The sequence below is a fragment of the Variibacter gotjawalensis genome, from assembly GCF_002355335.1.
GTDB lineage: Bacteria > Pseudomonadota > Alphaproteobacteria > Rhizobiales > Xanthobacteraceae > Variibacter > Variibacter gotjawalensis.
The window spans coordinates 1,868,894-1,886,906 of sequence record NZ_AP014946.1 but is presented as its reverse complement, the minus strand read 5'-3'; the positions used below and the strand labels follow the sequence as shown (position 1 = coordinate 1,886,906).

General features: G+C 63.9%; 15 protein-coding genes and 1 other RNA gene. 6 read left to right on the top strand and 10 right to left on the bottom strand.

Translation table 11 applies throughout. The features are described from left to right. Positions 1-31 precede the first annotated feature (31 nt). The 10 genes from murG to mraZ form a co-directional block, all read right to left on the bottom strand. Entirely contained in the window at positions 32-1,144 is a 1,113-nt protein-coding gene (gene murG / locus GJW30_RS09215; RefSeq protein ID WP_172887571.1) for an undecaprenyldiphospho-muramoylpentapeptide beta-N-acetylglucosaminyltransferase, read from the bottom strand. Continuing rightward, positions 1,144-2,298: a putative lipid II flippase FtsW gene (gene ftsW, locus GJW30_RS09210; protein ID WP_096354516.1), complete on the bottom strand. Its 1,155-nt coding sequence runs from the start codon at positions 2,296-2,298 to the stop codon at positions 1,144-1,146. The genes murG and ftsW overlap by 1 nt, the downstream gene beginning before the upstream one ends. 202 nt (positions 2,299-2,500) lie before the next feature. Further along, positions 2,501-3,883 (bottom strand): UDP-N-acetylmuramoyl-L-alanine--D-glutamate ligase, encoded by a 1,383-nt coding sequence (gene murD / locus GJW30_RS09205; protein ID WP_096354514.1) that lies wholly within the window; start codon positions 3,881-3,883, stop codon positions 2,501-2,503. After that, positions 3,880-4,965 (bottom strand): phospho-N-acetylmuramoyl-pentapeptide-transferase, encoded by a 1,086-nt coding sequence (gene mraY, locus GJW30_RS09200; RefSeq protein WP_096354512.1) that lies wholly within the window; start codon positions 4,963-4,965, stop codon positions 3,880-3,882. Before mraY ends, murD begins: the two co-directional genes overlap by 4 nt. 2 nt (positions 4,966-4,967) lie before the next feature. Next, on the bottom strand, positions 4,968-6,380 hold the full coding sequence (locus tag GJW30_RS09195) for a UDP-N-acetylmuramoylalanyl-D-glutamyl-2,6-diaminopimelate--D-alanyl-D-alanine ligase (protein WP_096354509.1): 1,413 nt from the start codon (positions 6,378-6,380) through the stop codon (positions 4,968-4,970). Beyond that, positions 6,377-7,828, bottom strand: a complete 1,452-nt coding sequence (locus GJW30_RS09190; protein ID WP_096354506.1) for a UDP-N-acetylmuramoyl-L-alanyl-D-glutamate--2,6-diaminopimelate ligase — start codon at positions 7,826-7,828, stop codon at positions 6,377-6,379. The genes GJW30_RS09195 and GJW30_RS09190 overlap by 4 nt, the downstream gene beginning before the upstream one ends. Before the next feature lie 99 nt (positions 7,829-7,927). Continuing rightward, positions 7,928-9,664 carry a peptidoglycan D,D-transpeptidase FtsI family protein gene (locus GJW30_RS09185; protein ID WP_430727123.1) on the bottom strand — a complete coding sequence of 579 codons (1,737 nt, stop codon included), beginning with the start codon at positions 9,662-9,664 and terminating at the stop codon, positions 7,928-7,930. Between the two features lie 21 nt (positions 9,665-9,685). Next, positions 9,686-10,078 (bottom strand): cell division protein FtsL, encoded by a 393-nt coding sequence (gene ftsL / locus GJW30_RS09180; RefSeq protein WP_172887569.1) that lies wholly within the window; start codon positions 10,076-10,078, stop codon positions 9,686-9,688. Between the two features lie 91 nt (positions 10,079-10,169). Then, positions 10,170-11,207 (bottom strand): 16S rRNA (cytosine(1402)-N(4))-methyltransferase RsmH, encoded by a 1,038-nt coding sequence (gene rsmH / locus GJW30_RS09175; RefSeq protein WP_245408703.1) that lies wholly within the window; start codon positions 11,205-11,207, stop codon positions 10,170-10,172. Beyond that, the gene (gene mraZ, locus GJW30_RS22990; protein ID WP_245408702.1) at positions 11,204-11,680 is read right to left on the bottom strand and encodes a division/cell wall cluster transcriptional repressor MraZ; all 477 of its coding nucleotides are present in this window, start codon (positions 11,678-11,680) and stop codon (positions 11,204-11,206) included. Before mraZ ends, rsmH begins: the two co-directional genes overlap by 4 nt. 1,493 nt (positions 11,681-13,173) lie before the next feature. Here mraZ and GJW30_RS09170 point away from each other — a divergent pair. The 6 genes from GJW30_RS09170 (at position 13,174) to GJW30_RS09145 (ending at position 18,013) form a co-directional block, all read left to right on the top strand. After that, positions 13,174-13,749 (top strand): PRC-barrel domain-containing protein, encoded by a 576-nt coding sequence (locus tag GJW30_RS09170; RefSeq protein WP_096354498.1) that lies wholly within the window; start codon positions 13,174-13,176, stop codon positions 13,747-13,749. A 119-nt stretch (positions 13,750-13,868) separates the two neighbouring features. Then, complete coding sequence (locus GJW30_RS09165) at positions 13,869-14,627, top strand: N-acetylmuramoyl-L-alanine amidase (RefSeq protein ID WP_096354496.1); 759 nt, start codon at positions 13,869-13,871, stop codon at positions 14,625-14,627. Between the two features lie 175 nt (positions 14,628-14,802). Further along, positions 14,803-15,714 (top strand): lytic transglycosylase domain-containing protein, encoded by a 912-nt coding sequence (locus GJW30_RS09160; protein WP_157746719.1) that lies wholly within the window; start codon positions 14,803-14,805, stop codon positions 15,712-15,714. Positions 15,715-15,762: 48 nt separating this feature from the next. Further along, on the top strand, positions 15,763-16,089 hold the full coding sequence (locus GJW30_RS09155; RefSeq protein WP_096358749.1) for a methylglyoxal synthase: 327 nt from the start codon (positions 15,763-15,765) through the stop codon (positions 16,087-16,089). Positions 16,090-16,134: 45 nt separating this feature from the next. Next, positions 16,135-16,545, top strand: an RNA gene (gene rnpB / locus GJW30_RS09150) — RNase P RNA component class A. A gap of 193 nt (positions 16,546-16,738) precedes the next feature. Next, the gene (locus tag GJW30_RS09145) at positions 16,739-18,013 is read left to right on the top strand and encodes a cytochrome P450 (protein ID WP_096358748.1); all 1,275 of its coding nucleotides are present in this window, start codon (positions 16,739-16,741) and stop codon (positions 18,011-18,013) included.

Here is an 18,013-nt window from a genome sequence, read left to right as displayed (position 1 = left end):
GCCATGGCGAAGAACGCGCAATGGGTCAAGTTTAGGAATTTGGCCGCATGCCGGCGACGCGCAGCACCAGTTCGGCGAGGCGCTCCGCTGCGTCGCTGAAGCCGGCGCTTTTGGCTGCCGCCGCCATACGTGTGAGCCGCTCCGGCGCGCGTGCCAGGATGTTGATCTCGTCGGCCAGCCGATCCGGGGTGAAATCCGCCTGCGGCATCACGATGGCGCCGCCCGCCCCGGCGAGCACGTTGGCGTTGGCGAGCTGGTCTTGGTCGAGTGCATGCGGCAGAGGCACCAGGATCGACGGGCGGCCGATCACGGCCAGTTCCGACACGGTCGACGCTCCCGCGCGCGACACCACGATGTGGCCGGACGCGATGCGGGCCGGCAGGTCCGGGAAGAACGGCGCGACTTCCGCCGGCACGCCGTAGGCTGCGTAAGCTTGGCGGACGCGCTCGATATCTTCCTTGCGGGCCTGCTGCACGACGGTAAGCCGCGCGCGGATTGTCGGGTCGAGATGCTCGATCGCCGGCGGCACGATGTCGGACATGATGCGCGCGCCCTGGCTGCCGCCGGTCACGATGATCCGCAGCGGCCCATCGACGGCCGGGTACGGCGTTTCGGCTGCGGCAAGCACCGCAGGCCGAACCGGATTGCCGGTGAGCGTCGCCTTGCCGGCCCATTGCGGATTTTTCGCCGCAACATCCGGGAAGCTCGTCGCGATCGCGGACGCGCGATCCGCCAGCATGCGGTTGGCGCGGCCCATCACGGCGTTGGCGTCGTGAATGATCGTCGGAATTTTGCGCGCCCGCGCGGCCCACATCGGCGGCAACGTCGGGTAACCGCCGAAGCCGACGACCGCACTCGGCTTGACGCGCCCGAGCATGCCGTAAGCCTTCGCGAAACCGAGGCCGAGTTTCGTCACCATCTTTGCGATCGAAATCGGATCGCGGCCGCGTAGCGTTTCGCTCGGGATGATGTGGGTTTCGCGCGCCGGGAAAACGGAGCCGTAGTGCACGGCGCGTTCGTCGGTCGCGAGATCGACCAGAACGCCGCGCTTGCCGAGCGCATTCGCCAGCGCTTCGGCCGGAAACAAGTGCCCGCCGGTTCCGCCGGCAGCCAGCAGAACCAACGGCCGCGCGTCGGGCCGCATTACGTGGTGCCCATCGCCGGCGCAAAGCTGTCGCCGGAGCCGAGGCGCTCGGCCTGCGGGCGTTCGCGCGTCAGCGCCAGCAGCATGCCCATGCCGTAAGCCAGCGAGATCATCGACGATCCGCCGTAGGAAACGAACGGCAGCGTCATGCCCTTGGCGGGCATCAAGTGGAGGTTCACCGCCATGTTGATGCACGACTGGATGCCGAACATCATCGCGAGACCCGCGACGGCAAAGCGCGTGAACGGATCGTCGTCGCGCGCCGCATGCGTCAGCGAACGCAGCACGATGTAGGCGAACAAGCTCGCGAGGATGAGGCACAGCACGACGCCGAATTCCTCACCGGCGACCGCGAAGACGAAGTCGGTGTGGCTCTCGGGGAGAACGCGTTTGACGGTGCCCTCGCCCGGACCGGTGCCGAACCATCCGCCGCGCGCGAAGGATTCCAGCGCGACGTCGATGTTGAAGCTGTCGCCGGACGACGGATCCATAAAGCGCTTGATGCGCTTCGCAACGTGCGGCACCGTGAAGTAGGCGCCGAAGAGGCCGAGCATCGCGGTGCCCGCGAGACCGCCGACCCAAATCCATCGCATGCCGGCCATGAAGAACAGCGCGCCCCAGACGAGCGTGATCAGCATCGTCTGTCCAAAGTCCGGCTGCATGACGAGCAGCGATACGACGAGCAACAGCAAACCGATCGCCAGCGTGTTCGCGGGCATCTCGGGACGGCGCGCCGATTCGGCGAATAGCCACGAGATCAGAATCACGAAAGCGGGCTTCACGAATTCGGACGCCTGCACGCCGATGCCCATGATCGAAATCCAGCGCCGCGCGCCTTTGACCTCGGGGGCGAATTTCAGCGTCGCGAGCAGCAGCACAACGGCGCAGATGAAAGTCAGCAGTGCCAACCGGCGCAGATTGCGCGGCGACAGCATTGAGGTGCCGATCAGCACGATGCAGGCCGGGACCAGGAAGAAAACGTGACGGTTCACGAAGTGGAATGGGTCTAGGCCGATGCGTGCGGCGACCGGCGGGCTTGCGGCCAGCGAGAGGATGATGCCGCCGAGCATCAAAACCAGCAGCGCGACCAGCAAGGACCGGTCGACGGTCCACCACCACTCACCGAAAGGGGTGCGTTTGGCGCGCGAAATCATGGGTCAGGCCTACCAAGAAAACTCCAGCCATAAGTCCTGACCGCTTATGGTTTCCATTCCGTTAAGGATTTGCCGAAAGACAGTTTTCGTAGCCCGGATGGAGCCAGGCAACGCCTCGCGAAATCCGGGACAGAGTTTCAGACAACTGCCGGTCCCGGATTGCGCTCGGCGCTCACGCGCCGCGCTTCATCCGGGCTACAGGCTAGCGCAGCGACTCCACGGCCGTGCGGAACGCCGCGCCGCGAACCTCGAAATTCGGGAACTGGTCGTAGGACGCACACGCCGGCGACAGCAGCACAACCGGGTCGGCAATTCCCGCCGCGCTCGCGTCGCGCGCGGCATCCGCGACCGCTACATCGAGCGTGCGCGAGATCACATACGGCGCTTTGCCTTCTAACGTTCCGGCGAATTCGTCGGCAGCTTCGCCGATCAGATACGCTTTGCGGATGCGCGGAAAATATCCGGAGAGCGACGTGATGCCGCCGCTCTTCGCTTTGCCGCCCGCGATCCAGAAAATGTTCGAGAAGCTTGCGAGCGCGCGTGCCGCAGCGTCGGCGTTCGTCGCTTTCGAGTCGTTGACGAACAGCACGCCGCCCCGATGCGCAACTTGCTCCATGCGATGCGCGAGCCCCGGAAATGAACGTAGGCCGCGCTGAATCTGCTCGGTCGACAACCCAAGCGCCAGCGCCGCGCCCGCAGCCGCCGCTGCGTTCTGCGCATTGTGCGTGCCGCGCAGCGAACCGATGCCGCCGACGGACGCGATCGGCGTCGCGGTGCCGCCGCTTGCGAGCATCAATTGCTCGGCTTCGAGATAAATTCCATCCGCGAGCGGACGGCGCACCGAAATGCGCACGACGCGTTTGCCGGCTTTCTCGACGCGATCCGCAATCGCCTGGCACGCGTTATCGTCGACACCGACAATCGCGGTGCCGTTTTGCGGCACACCGGCGACGAGGCGCTCCTTGATCGCCGCGTAATGCTCGAAGGTGCCGTGACGATCGAGATGATCTTCCGAGAGGTTGAGCAGAATGCCGACCGAAGGATCGAGCGATGGCGCGAGATCGATTTGGAACGACGAACACTCGATCACATGCATGCGGCCGGCGCGCGGCGATTCGAGCGCGAGCACCGCGGTGCCGATGTTGCCGCCGGCGGCGGCTTCGTAACCGGCCGACGCGAAGAGATGCGCGGTGAGGGCCGTCGTCGTCGATTTGCCGTTGGTGCCCGTGATCGCGATGAAGGGCGTCGCGCCCGTACTGCGGCGGCGTTCGCGGCAATAAAGCTCGATATCGCCGATGACTTCGACGGCGGCGTTGCGCGCCACGCCGACGGTCCAGTGCGGTGCCGGATGCGTCAGCGGAACGCCGGGCGCAAGCACGAGCGCGGCAATTTTGCTCCAGTCCTGCTGGCGCAGATCGGCGGTCGCGATGCCGGCTTTCTCAGCCTCGGCGAGGCCGCGCGCGTTGTCGTCGAACCCGATCACGTCGGCGCCGCCTGCCATCAGCGCGCGGCAGCTCACGAGCCCCGAGCTGCCGAGGCCGAAAACAGCGACGCGGCGTCCGGCGAATGCGGTGACGGGAATCATCGCAGCTTCAGCGTCGAGAGACCGGCGAGCGCGAGCACGACCGAGATGATCCAGAAGCGGATGACGACTTGCGGCTCGGTCCAACCGAGCTGCTCGAAGTGATGATGGATCGGCGCCATCTTGAAGACGCGCTTGCCGGTGAGCTTGAACGATACGACCTGCACGATCACCGATACGGCTTCGAGCACGAACAAGCCGCCGACGATCGCGAGTACGATCTCATGCTTCGTCGCGACCGCGATCGAGCCGAGCATGCCACCAAGCGCGAGCGACCCGGTGTCACCCATGAAGATCGACGCGGGCGGTGCGTTGAACCAGAGAAAGCCCAAGCCCGCACCGAGCATCGCGCCGCATAAGACCGCGAGTTCGCCGGTGCCGACGACATAGTGGATCTGCAGATAGTCCGCGAACACCGCGTTGCCGCAGAGATATGCGATGACGCCGAACGAGAGCGACGCGATCATCACAGGCACGATGGCGAGGCCGTCGAGACCATCCGTGAGGTTCACGGCATTGCCGGCGCCGACGATTACGAGACCGCCGAAGATGATGAAGAACCAGCCGAGATCGAGGATCAGTTCCTTGAATAGCGGAAACACCAGCGATGTCGCGAACGGCGGACGGCCGAGTTGCGACATCGCGAAACATGCAAGGCCCGCGATGACGATTTCAATCGCGAGGCGCGTGCGACCGGCGAAACCGGCATGCGATTGGCGCGTCACTTTCAGGTAGTCGTCGTAGAAGCCGATCATGCCGAAGCTCAGCGTCACGCCGAGCACGATCCAGACGTAGCGGTTGGAGAGGTTCGCCCACATCAGCGTCGAGATGACGAGGCCGGACAAAATCATCAGGCCGCCCATGGTCGGCGTGCCGCGCTTGGAGACGAGATGCGAGGCCGGACCGTCTTCGCGGATAGGCTGACCCTTACCTTGCGCGGCGCGCAGCGACGAGATGATGAATGGGCCGAAAAGGAACACGATGATAAGCGCCGTGACCATCGCGCCGCCGGTGCGGAACGTGATGTAGCGGAACACGTTCAGCACGTTGATCGTGTCGGAGAACTGAGTCAGCCAATAAAACATGCTTATCTTTCAGCCGAGTAGCGCGTGGACAGCGCCTTGACGATGGGAGCCATCTTGGAGCCGAGCGAACCCTTCACCATGACGGCGTCGCCGGCGCGCACTGCTTCGACGACGGCAGGCTCGAGCGCCGCGGAACTCTCCGCGTAAACGCCGTGACGATCGGGCGGAAGTTTGTCCCACAGCGCGCGCATCAGCGGCCCAGCGCAATAAACCTGATCGATGTCGTTGTCGACCACCGCTTCGGCAAGTGCCGCATGCATATCCGGGCCCTTCGGCCCCAATTCCAGCATATCGCCGAGCACCGCGATGCGGCGGCCGCGCTTGCCGATAGACGCTTGGCCGAGCAGCGACAGCGCGGCGCGCATCGAGGCCGGGTTCGCGTTGTAGCTCTCGTCGATCAGCAGAGCGTCGCCGCCATTGAAGCGCAGCGTCGCGCGGGCACCGCGCCCGACCGGCGGCTGGAGATTATTGAGCGCGAGCGCGCCGAGCGCGAGGTCGCCGTCGAGCAGTGCGACGGCCGCCAGCACGGCGAGCGAGTTGAGCGCGACGTGGCGGCCTGGTGCGCCGAGTTTGTAGGTCACCTCGGTGCCGAGAATGTTGGCGCGGACCGTCGAGCCGTCGCCCTTCAGCGCAACCTCGAGCAGGCGCGCATCGGCGCCCTCGCGTTCGCCGCACGAAACGATGCGTTCGATGCCGGCCGCGCGCGCGGCCTTCGACAAACGATCGAACTGGCTGTTGTCGCGATTGAGGATCGCGGCCCCGCCCTTCTCGACGCCGAGAAAGATCTCGGCCTTCGCGTCCGCGATGGCTTCGAGCGAGCCGAAGAATTCGAAATGCACCGGTTCGATCGTGGTGACGATCGTGATGTTCGGGCGCACCATCTTGGTCAGCGGCGTCAATTCGCCGGCGTGATTCATGCCGAGTTCGAAGACGCCGAACTCTGTGCTCGCCGGCATGCGCGCGAGCGAGAGCGGCACGCCCCAGTGATTGTTGTAGGACGCGACCGACGCATGCGTTTCGCCTTGCGCGCCGAGCGCGAGACGCAGCGCCTCCTTCGTGCCGGTCTTACCGACAGATCCCGTCACGGCGACGACCGGCGCGTCAATCCGCGCACGCGCGGCGCGGCCGAGGTCGGCGAGGCCTTCGAGCACGTCGCCGACAACGAGCGCGGGCGCATCCTTCGCGAGCCCGTCCGTGCGCGCGACGACCGCAACACCCGCGCCGGCTTTCAACGCGGCCGGAACGAATTCGTGGCCGTCACGATTTTCACCTTGGATGGCAAAGAATGCTTCGCCCGTCTTCACGGTGCGCGTGTCGATGGACAAGCCGGTGATCGCTTGCGGCATCGTGCCGTGCGTTTTCGCGCGCATCGCTTTCGCGGCATCCGCGACAGTCCACAACGCTTGCTTCGTCATGCGGCCTTCTCTTGCTGTAACGCCGCCGCAACGGCCTCGTGATCGCTGAACGGCAGAACGCGATCCTTCACAATCTGCCCGGTTTCGTGGCCTTTGCCGGCGACAACCAGCACATCGCCGGCTTCGAGCGCGTGGATGGCTTCGCGGATCGCCTGGGCCCGGTCGCCGATTTCAGTCGCGCCCGGCGCCGCCGCCATGATGGCGGCGCGGATCGCGGCCGGATCTTCGCTGCGCGGATTGTCGTCGGTGACGATGACGGTGTCGGCTTTCTCGGCCGCGATCGCGCCCATGATCGGGCGCTTGCCGGCATCGCGATCACCGCCGCAGCCGAAGACGACGACAAGACGGCGCGACGCGTAAGGCCGCAGCGCTTCGAGCGTCTTCTCGAGCGCGCCAGGCTTGTGCGCATAGTCGACGAAGATCGGCGCGTCATGGAAAACGCCCGCGCGTTCAAGCCGGCCTTTCGCGCCTTCGAGGTTGCCGAGCGCCGCGAATGTCCTGGCGACATCGCCGCCCGACGCGATGACGATGCCGGCGGCGACCAGCGCGTTCTCGACCTGGAACCCGCCGACGAGCGGCAAGGCAACGCGATGCTGTTTGCCGGCGTAGCGCACATCGATGCGCTGACCGAAACCATCGCGCGTTAGGTGCTCGACCGCGATGGTCGAATCCGCACCGCCCGTCGTGATGACATTCAGCCCGCGCCGCCGCGCCGCCGAGATCACCTGCGGCGCATGTTCGTCGAGCGCGTTGATCACTGCGGTGCCGTCCGCCGACACAAGTTCGGTGAAAAGACGCAGCTTGGCGGCGAGATACGCCTCCATCGTCGGATGGTAGTCGAGATGGTCGCGCGACAAATTTGTGTAGGCCGCGATACGGACGCGCAGACCCTCGAGACGATATTGATCGAGACCGTGCGAGGACGCTTCGACGATGAGGTGCGAGACTTTTTCGCGCGCAAGTTCGTCGACGGTGCGCGCGAGCTCGACGGGATCTGGCGTCGTCAGCGAGCCGTAAACTTCACGGTCCGGCGCGACGACACCGACGGTGCCGACGCTTGCGGCGCGCAACCCAAGCTCGCTCCAGATCTGGCGCACGAAAGCAGCGATCGATGTCTTGCCGCTGGTGCCGGTCACGGCCGCGATCGTCGCGGGCTGTTGCGGGAAGACGCGCGAAGCCGTCAGCGCGAGAGCTCGCCGTGCGTTCGAGACTTGAATGAAAGCGGCTGACCCGAGTTCGGCAGGTTTCTGTTCGGCCATCACGGCGGCAGCGCCGGCGCTCAGGGCGGCGGAGATGAAACGCGCGCCGTCCGTCTTGTTGCCGGCGAGAGCGACAAAGATGTCGCCCGGCCGCACCGTCCGGCTATCGGCCGAAACGCCTCCGACCTCGATGGCAGCCGCCGCCGGATCGAACGTCGCATCGGGCGGAGTTGCGTCTTTGAGCTTCATGCGTCGTCGGGTCTCGTCTATGCCGCATGCCCAATACGCGCGGCGAAGAACTCCTACCAACCGAATTGGGGCGAAAGTGGCGAATCGCCCGCCTTTTTATCACCGTCCCGTACGAATGTTCGCCAGAATCAGCTTGTCGGACGTGGGCAAGTCGCGGCGCGGTTCGATCCCGAGCAACGGCGCAATGCGGCCGATGACCTTTCCGCCGACCGGAACCGCGTTCCAGCCCGATGTCGCGAAGCCAAACGTGCCCTGAACGGCCTGCGGCTCGTCCAGCATGATGAGGATCAGGTATTTCGGCTTATCGGCCGGGAGCACGGCCGTGAAGCTGGTGAGCAGCTTGGTCTTCGAATAGCGGCCGCCGACGACCTTTTCGGCCGTGCCGGTCTTGCCGCCGATATAGTAGCCTTCGACATCCGCTTTGCGCGCCGAGCCCTTCTCGGCATTCATGCGCATCAGGTAGCGCATCTTCTCGCTGGTGTCCGGCTTGATGACGCGCGTGGCGAGTTGTTTAGCTTCCTCTTCGGTGCGCTTCATGAATGTCGGCGGAATGAGAAGCCCCCCGTTGACGAGCGCGGACACGCCCATCACGGCCTGCAGCGGCGCGACCGCGATGCCGTGACCGAACGAGATCGTCACGGTGTTGAGTTCGCCCCAACGCTTCGGCACGAGCGGCTCGGCGCTCTCGGGAAGCTCCGTGCGCAGCCGATCCATTTGGCCGAGTTTCTTGAGGAACGCTTTGTGACCTTCGACGCCAACACCAAGGGCGGCGCGAGCAGTGCCGATATTCGACGAATATTGGAACACTTCGGACATCGTCAGCACGCGGCGCTGAGCGTGATAGTCGCTGATCTTGAAGCGGCCGTAGTGCAGCGGAGCACGAGCATCGAATGGCGAGTTGACCGAGTATTTTCCGCTGTCCAGCGCCATCGCAAGCGTCAGCGATTTGAAGGTCGAGCCCATCTCGAACACGCCCGTCGTCAGGCGGTTGATGCGGGTAGGATCGTTGGCTTCCTTCGGGCTGTTCGGATCGTAATCCGGCACCGAGACCATCGCGAGAATTTCGCCGGTGCGCACATCGACGATCGTGCCGGCTGCTGCCTTCGCCTTGAACTTTTCACGCGCTTGCAGAAGCTCGTCGCGCAGCGCGTGTTGCACGCGCAGATCGACGGCGAGTTCGACCGGCTTCTGCTGACGATCGGTCGCGAAGCCCGCAAGATGCAAGTCGGCGAGGCCATTCTTGTCGAGCCAGCGCTCGATGCCGGCGATGCCTTGGTTGTCGATGTTGACGTGACCGATCACGTGCGAAACGACAGAGCCACTCGGATACGCGCGTTTATTCTCGCGCAGAAAGCCGATGCCCGGAAGACCGAGGCGGTGAATTTCCTGCTGCTGTTTCGGCGAAATCTCACGCTTGAGCCAGACGAAACCTTTGCGCGACGCCAGACGCTGACGTGTTTCGGTCGCGTCAAGGTCCGGCAGCACGGCGGTGAGCAGCTCAACAGCTTCGTCGACGTCGATGATGCGGCGCGGCTCGGCGAACAACGACGCGGCCTTCACGTCCGTCGCCAAAACTTCGCCGTTACGATCGAGAATGTCGGGGCGCGCGGTCGAGACGGCGTCGCGCGCCGTGCGGCTCGCCTGCTTTTCCGGCGCGACCGCGAAGGTGACGAGGCGCACCGCGATGATCGTGTAGATCACGCTGAAGCCCGCGATTGCGAGGAATACGCGGGCCTTCGATTTCGCGGCGCGGTCGGTGCCCTTGCCGTACAACAGCGAATGGATCAGCGCGCGGCGGCGCTCGCCCGAGAAGATACCGGGTTTTTCTGGCGTCATGTTGTCTTCACGCGACATCGTCTATCTCTGACCCTGTCTCGGTGCGGCGGGAACGCTGCCGGTCACCACTTCGTCGTCGGCGAATTTCTCGATGATCGCGCCGATCGGATCCTGCGTACCCGGCGGCACGATCGGGACCGGACGATCCGGCAGGTTGTCGAGCGTGTCGAACTGCGCGACTTCGATCGGCTTCGATTTCAGATGCCGCTGCGCGAGTTCCTGAATACGGTTCGGGCTGTCGAGACGTGCCCATTCGGCGCGGAGAATCGCGATCGCGTCCCGCTCGCGGCGGATTTGCGCGCGCATCTTCGAGACCTGCTCGAGCTGCACGGTCGCCTCGAACTTGATCTTGTAGACCCAGGCGGCCGACATCACGAGAGCGGTGACGACCAGGATGTTGAGCGCGCGCAGCATTAGAGCATGTCCCCCGAAAGAATCGGGGCACATGCTCCCGTTTTTTGGTTGAGCATGATCTGATCCGAAAACCGGTTCCCACTTTTCGGGATCATGCTCCGCGGCCTTTCAGGATTTCAGTGAGTGACGGAAGTCGCGGCATCGCATCCACCGGCGCATCGGAGACCGGCGCTTCGGTGCGCGTTGCAACGCGGAGTTTGGCGGAACGCGAGCGCGGGTTCATCGCGATCTCTTCGTCGTCGGCGACGATTGCTTTCGTCGCGTCCGCGAAGCTAGGCGGTGCGCTCGCTGCGAGCGGCATATGACGCGACACGGCCGCAGCCTTGGCGCGCGCTGCGATAAAGCGTTTGACGACGCGATCTTCGAGCGAGTGAAACGAAATCATCGCAAGCTTGCCGCCCGGCGCGAGCACGCGCTCCGCCGCGACCAGCGCGTCGGCAACCTCGTTCAGCTCTTCGTTGACCAGCATGCGCAGCGCCTGGAACGTGCGCGTCGCCGGGTGGATTTCGCCGGGGCGCTGCTGCAGCACGCGGCCGATAATGTCGACCAGCGCGCGCGTCGTTTCGATCGGCGCTTCGCCGCGCGCCTTGACGATATTCCGCGCGATCGGACGTGCGAAACGCTCTTCACCGAGCGTGGCGATGATGTGCGAGAGATCGCGTTCGGAAGCCTGCGCCACAATATCGGCGGCGCTGACGCCTTCGCGTCCCATGCGCATATCGAGCGGTCCGTCGGCGCGGAACGAAAAACCGCGTTCCGGTTGATCGAGCTGCATCGACGAGACGCCGAGATCGATCAGCACACCGTCGACGCGTTCGACGCCGGCTTCCGCGATCACGCTCTCGAGTTCGGAGAAACGCGCACGATGCAACGACAGGCGGTCACCGAATTCATCCTTCAGCGCCGCGCCGAGCGCGAGCGCGGTCTCGTCGCGATCGATGCCGATGACGCGGCAGTTCGCAGCTTCGAGGATCAGACGCGTGTGGCCGCCGGCGCCGAAGGTGCCGTCGACATAGATCGCGCCGTCGCGGGGATTGAGATAATGAAGGACTTGGCGTGCGAGCACGGGAATGTGGGGGGTCAGTCCGCCATCGGCACCGGACGAGCCGGCGCCGCGACCCCGCGTCATTCCCGTGCTCCTTGCGCCCCTTGCGCCGTACGCTGAGACCGCGCCCGCTTTATCGCGCGCACCTTGTCGGTGGCTCCCGCAAGTTGCGTACGGAAGCGAGACGGTTCCCAGATCTGGAATTTGTCGCCGAGCCCCACGAACGACACTTCGTTCGTGATCCCGGCATGTGCTTTGAGATTCTCGGTCAGGCTCACCCTGCCCTCGGCGTCCACCTTCAGCGTCTCCGAGGTGCCGTAGAGCGCGAGCTGCAGCTCGTCCCGCTCGTCCGAATAATCCGGAAAGCTGTCGACCAAAGTCTTGATGCCGGCCAGCAAGGCGTTGCCACCCGCATCCACGGCGGGCTGGTCGAGCGACGGATAGCAGTAGATTCCCTCGAACCCATCGCGAGCCAGCACGGCGCGAAACGGTGCCGGGATCGAAACACGACCCTTGGCATCCAGGCGCAGCGTGTAGTTGGACACGAAGCGGTCCATGCGAGCCCACCCCCTCGGCCAGCGGTCGCAGCCCAGCGGCTACGTGGTCGCAAACCACTCTGTATGGGAGATCATGGGATAACATGGGATACGCGGCGCCGTCAATTTGAGGCGGCCGCGATTCACTGCAAACCGACTCGTGGAAGTCCGGCTCGCATTAACGCGTTATAAACTTAAAGAATGGTTTCGGACGGGGGGTTAGGAAGCGGGTTTCGTGTGTTATGGGCTGCACCCCTAGCTGTCGGGCACGATGTAGCCCGGATGAGCTCCCACGCATCGCGCGCGAGCGACATCCGGGACTCTCATTCGTGCTTGAGCGCCGCTCCCGGATATCGCCTCGGCTTCGCCTCGCTCATCCGGGCTACGGGCTGATCGCTCGGCAGCAGAGAGGCCATCGAACATCCCTACACGCTCCGTCATGGCCCTGCCCCCCGGTTCAGCCGGGGTATCGTCCGCCCGGACCTTGGTCATCCCGGAAGCCGCCCCTTTTGGCGGCTGTTCGGGATCCATAATCCCGGGACGATGATCGTAAGCCAGGGATTATGGATTCCGGGCTCGCGCCGCTTCGCGGATCGCGACCCGGAATGACCAGCGCAGAGATTGTGGCCCAAGACATCAGAAAATATTCCTTGACATAAATTCCTATATCACTCATATCAACCCCACGCCGGCGCGAGGGGATGTCTTCCGGAGACAGACCATTAGATAGCCGGTGGACGGCACCTGCGGCTGGGCTTGTAACCCGGTCCCGGGCGGTTGGGAGACATGGGCCGCCTGGCACTAAGACCAGGCGCTCGATGGCTGTGCGGGACGGAAATCCGCATGGTCTCGGGCTTTGGGCAATACCCACCGCAAGCGCGTCGGCGTTGCGTATGCCGCCGGTCGCGTGGAGAGCCGTGCGGAGCGCCGGTTGGCGTGCGTTCCTCCGTCAATGGGACGCTGCCGTATCCCCGGATACGGCCTCCACCCCTAGCGCCCGCCGGCGCTCCGCTCCCCTCATTGTCCGAGAGGAGTTTCTCCCAAACCTCGCGGCGTCACCGCTCGCGAGAGTGATTTCGGCTGCGTGAACTTTGAGATGACAATGCAAGACCCACCCAGAGGCCGGCATCCCGGCCAGGCGAGCGCGTCGCGTGAGCGACCGATCGCGCGAGCCGGGACCCACGTATCCCAGTAGAGCGATATGGAAGCGAGCGAGGGATGAAACGAGCGCAGGGATCTGGATTCCGGATAGCCTTGCTTGCCGTGCAAGCCGCGGATTGCGCGATGACAGCGGGGTGAGCGGAGTGTTGTTGAGAACAAACCGAGCTTGCTGCACAGCACAAATCACGCGCCCAAAATCAATCAGCATTTCGGCATCAGGTTCCGAAAATTTTCCACGCGCAAAGCCGGGTTGTTTTCGGAACACACGTCGTTAACGCAGGTTGTTTGAGCGAGGGGCGAGAAGGGATAGCCCCACAGTTTCGCCAAGTCCCCCAAAGCAATGGAGGCATTTCATGCTCAAGCAATTTGTGACTGCAACTGCCATTAGCGGCCTGATGATCTCGGGCGCGTTCGCACAGACGTCAGCACCGTCGTCGGCTCCGCCGGCTGCGGAGAAGGCACAGGCTGCGCCCGTCGATGCATCGAAGTTCGTCGCTGCTCAGAAGCCTGATCAGTGGCTCGCCACCAAGTTCTCCGGCACCGACGTGCTCGGCCCGGATAACAAGAAGGTCGGCGACGTGAACGATCTCGTGTTTGGTAAGGACGGTAAGATCGAAGCCGTGGTTGTCGGCGTCGGTGGCTTCCTCGGCATCGGCCAGAAGGACGTCGCACTTCCGATGACGGCATTCGAGGTCGTCCCGGCTTCTACGAGCGACGCCAACACGGGCGCTTCGTCTTCGACAGCCGCTCCGTCGGCAGCAGCGTCGAACGATCCGAACGACGTAAAGCTGAAGATCGCCATGACGAAGGAGCAGTTGCAGAACGCTCCGGCCTTCGAGCGCTATAAGGCGCCGGCTCCGGCACGTTCGACGACAGCACCGGGTGGCGGTGGCGCGATGGGCGGTGGCTCTGGCGCGCGTCCTCAGTAACGACAAACGAGACAACTCTCGGCGTGTGGAATTTGCCGAGGGGAGCAAGCGGGTCACGGAGCTTAGGGTTCCGTGGCCCTTTGCTTGTGCGGATTCGAAAGCACTTGCTACATAGCGCGATGAGTTTCCCGCCCGATGCGCGCATCAAGGTCACCGTTACGCCCTCGCCTAATCACGGCACGCGGCGCGACGGCATTCCGCCGGATATGCTGTTGCTGCACTACACCGGCATGCGAAGCGCCGAGGCCGCGCTGCAACGGCTACGCGATCCGGCTGCGGAAGTGTCCGCGCATTATCTCATTCACGAAGACGGTGAGATCGTGCAGATGGTGCCGGAGATGCGCCGTGCCTGGCATGCAGGTGCCGCCGCGTGGGGACGCCAGCGCGACATCAACTCGCATTCGATCGGCATCGAGATCGTCAATCCGGGTCACGATCACGGCTATCGCGATTTTCCCGCGCGGCAGATCGATGCAGTCGTCGCGCTCTGCTCCGACATTCTCGGGCGCCACGCGATCAAGCCGGAGCGCGTGCTCGCGCATTCGGACGTCGCGCCGCTGCGCAAGGAGGATCCGGGCGAGCGTTTCCCGTGGGGCACGTTGCACGCCGCCGGCATCGGCCACTGGGTGAAGCCCGCGCCATTGACCCCGGCGACCAGCGGGCTCTCCCCGGGCGATACCGGACGCGATGTCGAAGCGATGCAGCGGAAGCTTCGCGACTACGGCTACGCGTTCGAGGCGAGCGGCACCTACGACCCGATGACGGAAAAAGTTATCACCGCTTTTCAGAGGCATTTCCGGCCCGAACGGGTCGACGGCATTGCGGATGCATCGACGCGCACCACGCTGGATCAACTTCTGGCGGCTCTAAAGCGCTGACCCACCAGCATTATGGTTAAGGCAGAATCCCAAAAGTACACACATTTGTAACAACTTAGGCAGCCGCCACCGTTTTGCCCAAGTCTGGCCCTAATCGAAAACGACGACCTTCGAGGCAGAAGGCATGGGGGTAGTTTTGGGGCTGCGAGCGGCGCAACAGCTACGGCTGACGCTAGTGAGCGTACTTTCGCTCGCGATGGCTAGTGCCGCGTCCGCACAAAGCTTCAACGAACGCTTCGCCGCGCTCGACCTCGCCGACACCGATCCGGTCGCACTTTCCTCGCAGCCAGGTTTCATATCTTCACCGCGTCCCGACGCCGAAGAAATTTTCCGCGGCGTGAAGATCAATCCGCCGGCCGACGCCAAGAGCGCGCCGCGCGCGCCCGCCGGTCTTGTTTCGGCTTACGCCGGTGAAGACGGCAAATCGCCATTCAATCTGTGGGCGCCGCGTCTAACGGGCGTGCGCGAGACGCCGGAAAAACTCGAGAAGCCGCGTGCCGCACGCAACGCGCCGCGCAACATGTTCGCGAAGAGCAGCACCAGCGACGCGGTCGAATCTGTCGAGATGCCGCAGATGTCGTCGAGCGGCCCGATCTTCCGCGATGTCTCGGTGAAACAGGCCTACTACATCGCCAGCAAATTTCGCCCGCGGCCGGTGCCAGGCGATCTTGCCGACCTGATCGCCGAGAAGGCGAAGAAGCATGGCGTGCCGCTACAACTCGCGCATGCAGTTGTCGCCGTGGAGTCGAATTACAATCCGAACGTGACGGGCCGCGCCTCGACGATCGGCCTCATGCAGATCAAGCATCAGACGGCGCGCGGTGTCGGTTTCTCCGGCACGATGCAGCAGCTGTACGATCCGGCGACCAACCTCGAATTCGGCATGAAGTATCTCGGGCGCGCACACAAAATGGCGCGCGGCGACATCTGCGGCACGATCATGCGCTATCAAGGCGGCCACTACGCAAAATCGATGTCGGCAGACGCCGTCGTCTATTGCGCGAAGGTGCAGCGCCTGCTCGGCAAGCAAGGTACCAACCGCGTCGCCGCCGTCGGTTCGAAGCCCGGCGAGCTGCGCGGCTACTGAGGCGTGCTTCGCCTCGCACTCATCGCTCACGACGAGAAGAAGGACGACATGGTCGCGTTCGCGCGCGAGCACGTCGCGTTTCTCAAGACGTGCCATATCGTGGCGACCGGCACGACCGGCCAAATGATCCTCGACGCTTGTCCGGAGCTTTCAATCCGCCGCCTCAAGAGCGGCCCGCTCGGCGGCGACCAACAGATCGGTGCGCTGATCTCGGAAGGCGCAATCGATGCGCTGATCTTCTTCGTTGATCCGCTGTCGGCGCTGCCGCACGATGTCGACGTCAAAGCGCTGACGCGGCTCGCAATCGTTTACGATATCCCGATGGCGCTTAACCGTGCGACGGCGAAAGCCGTTCTGCGCAGCCAAACAACCTAAGAACGCTTGACGTAACGCTGCTGCGCCCGCATTGCATTACGCGTGTCAGTTGGCTGGACGGCCGCGCCGGCAAAGTCGAAAGGCTGCCGGGGAGGAAAGTCCGGGCTCCAGGGACAAACGGTGCCGGATAACGTCCGGCGGGGGTGACCCCAGGGACAGTGCCACAGAGAACGAACCGCCGCCCTCCCCTCGGGTGGGGCGGTAAGGGTGAAAAGGTGCGGTAAGAGCGCACCGCGGGACCGGCGACGGGACCGGCTAGGTAAACCCCACCGGGAGCAAAACCGAATAGGGGCGACGAGAATTCGGCGGTGAAAGCCGCAGTCTTCGGTCAGTCCGGACCAGTCGCCCGGGTAGGTTGCCCGAGGCGCCGTGCAAACGGCGCCCCAGAGGAATGGCCGTCACGCGGTGGGTTCGCCCGCCGCCCTACAGAACCCGGCTTACAGGCTGGCTGATGCTTGATACGAGGCGCCCCCGGGGAGACCCAGGGGCGCCTCACCATTTTGAACTCTCGATTGAGCTTCTGAGCAATCTGAGCGTCGCTCAGAATCGGCTTGCCAAAGCGGCTTTTCCCGTTTGTATTCGATCTAATGTGACGCATCGTTCGCAAGAAACGAGCGGCTTCGGAAACGCGAACCTCGGAAACAATAATATGAACGTTACGCTGAGGCAGGTGTCCGCGCAGGCGGTCGTGAACGAAGCGCGCGAGCGCGCTTATTCAATTCCGATCGAGACAATCGACGTCAGCCGGCCGGAGTATTTTCGCGACGGCACAGCGCGCATCTATTTCGAACGCTTGCGCGCGGAAGCGCCGGTGCACTATTGCCCGGAAAGCCGCGGCGGCGCGTATTGGTCGGTGACCAAATACAAAGACATCATGGCGGTCGACACCAATCACGGCGTCTTCTCGTCTTCGATCGACTACGGCGGCATCGGCATTCAGGACGTGAAGCCGATCTATCGCCGCGACAGCTTCATCGCGATGGATCAGCCGCGACATGCCGATCAGCGCAAGACCGTGCAGCCTATGTTCCGGCCGCAGAACCTCGATCAACTCGCGCAACAGATCCGCGAGCGCGCGTGCAAGATTCTCGATGACCTGCCGCGCAACGAGACGTTCAATTGGGTCGATCTCGTCTCGGTCGAATTGACGACGCAGATGCTGGCGACACTGTTCGATTTTCCGTTCGAGGAGCGGCGCAAGCTGACGCGCTGGTCGAATGTCGCGACCGCCGCGCCGGGCAATCGCGAAATTATCGCGTCGGAAGCCGCGCGTGAAGCCGAGCTGCAGGAGTGCGGCGCGTATTTCCGCGAGCTCTGGAACGAGCGCGCGAAGAGGCCGATGCACAACGATCTTCTTTCCATGATGGCACACAGCGATGCGACGCGGCACATGGACGATGACAACCTGCTCGGCAATCTCATTCTTTTGATAGTCGGCGGCAACGATACGACGCGCAATTCGCTTTCCGGCAGCGCGTATGCGCTCAGCCAATTTCCGGATCAGGATCGCAAGCTGCGCGACACCCCTTCGCTCATTCCGAATTTCGTGTCGGAAGTTGTGCGCTGGCAGACGCCGCTCGCCCACATGCGCCGCACCGCGCTAGCAGACGCGGAAGTCGGCGGGAAGCAGATCAAAAAAGGCGACCGCGTCGTCATGTGGTACATCTCGGGCAATCGCGACGACGAGATGTTCGCGGACGCGGACGCGTTCATGGTCGATCGGCCGAATGCCCGCAATCACATCTCGTTCGGCTTCGGTATTCACCGCTGCCTCGGCCTTCGGCTCGCCGAGCTGCAGCTGAAGATCGCGTGGGAAGAACTCTTGAAGCGCTATCCGAAGATCGAAGTCGTCGACGAGCCGACGCGCACGCTTTCAAACTTCGTCAACGGCTACGAGACGCTGATGGTGCGTATTCCGGGGTGA

Bases quoted from the DNA above. Each gene is read 5' to 3' on its own strand.
- ftsL (WP_172887569.1), bottom strand. From the start codon at position 10,078: ATGCTGCGCGCGCTCAACATCCTGGTCGTCACCGCTCTCGTGATGTCG.
- GJW30_RS09185 (WP_430727123.1), bottom strand. From the start codon at position 9,664: ATGACGCCAGAAAAACCCGGTATCTTCTCGGGCGAGCGCCGCCGCGCG.
- GJW30_RS09170 (WP_096354498.1), top strand. From the start codon at position 13,174: ATGCTCAAGCAATTTGTGACTGCAACTGCCATTAGCGGCCTGATGATC.
- GJW30_RS09190 (WP_096354506.1), bottom strand. From the start codon at position 7,828: ATGAAGCTCAAAGACGCAACTCCGCCCGATGCGACGTTCGATCCGGCG.
- ftsW (WP_096354516.1), bottom strand. From the start codon at position 2,298: ATGATTTCGCGCGCCAAACGCACCCCTTTCGGTGAGTGGTGGTGGACC.
- GJW30_RS09155 (WP_096358749.1), top strand. From the start codon at position 15,763: ATGGTCGCGTTCGCGCGCGAGCACGTCGCGTTTCTCAAGACGTGCCAT.
- murG (WP_172887571.1), bottom strand. From the start codon at position 1,144: ATGCGGCCCGACGCGCGGCCGTTGGTTCTGCTGGCTGCCGGCGGAACC.
- mraY (WP_096354512.1), bottom strand. From the start codon at position 4,965: ATGTTTTATTGGCTGACTCAGTTCTCCGACACGATCAACGTGCTGAAC.
- mraZ (WP_245408702.1), bottom strand. From the start codon at position 11,680: ATGGACCGCTTCGTGTCCAACTACACGCTGCGCCTGGATGCCAAGGGT.
- GJW30_RS09165 (WP_096354496.1), top strand. From the start codon at position 13,869: ATGAGTTTCCCGCCCGATGCGCGCATCAAGGTCACCGTTACGCCCTCG.
- murD (WP_096354514.1), bottom strand. From the start codon at position 3,883: ATGATTCCCGTCACCGCATTCGCCGGACGCCGCGTCGCTGTTTTCGGC.
- GJW30_RS09145 (WP_096358748.1), top strand. From the start codon at position 16,739: ATGAACGTTACGCTGAGGCAGGTGTCCGCGCAGGCGGTCGTGAACGAA.
- GJW30_RS09195 (WP_096354509.1), bottom strand. From the start codon at position 6,380: ATGACGAAGCAAGCGTTGTGGACTGTCGCGGATGCCGCGAAAGCGATG.
- rsmH (WP_245408703.1), bottom strand. From the start codon at position 11,207: ATGACGCGGGGTCGCGGCGCCGGCTCGTCCGGTGCCGATGGCGGACTG.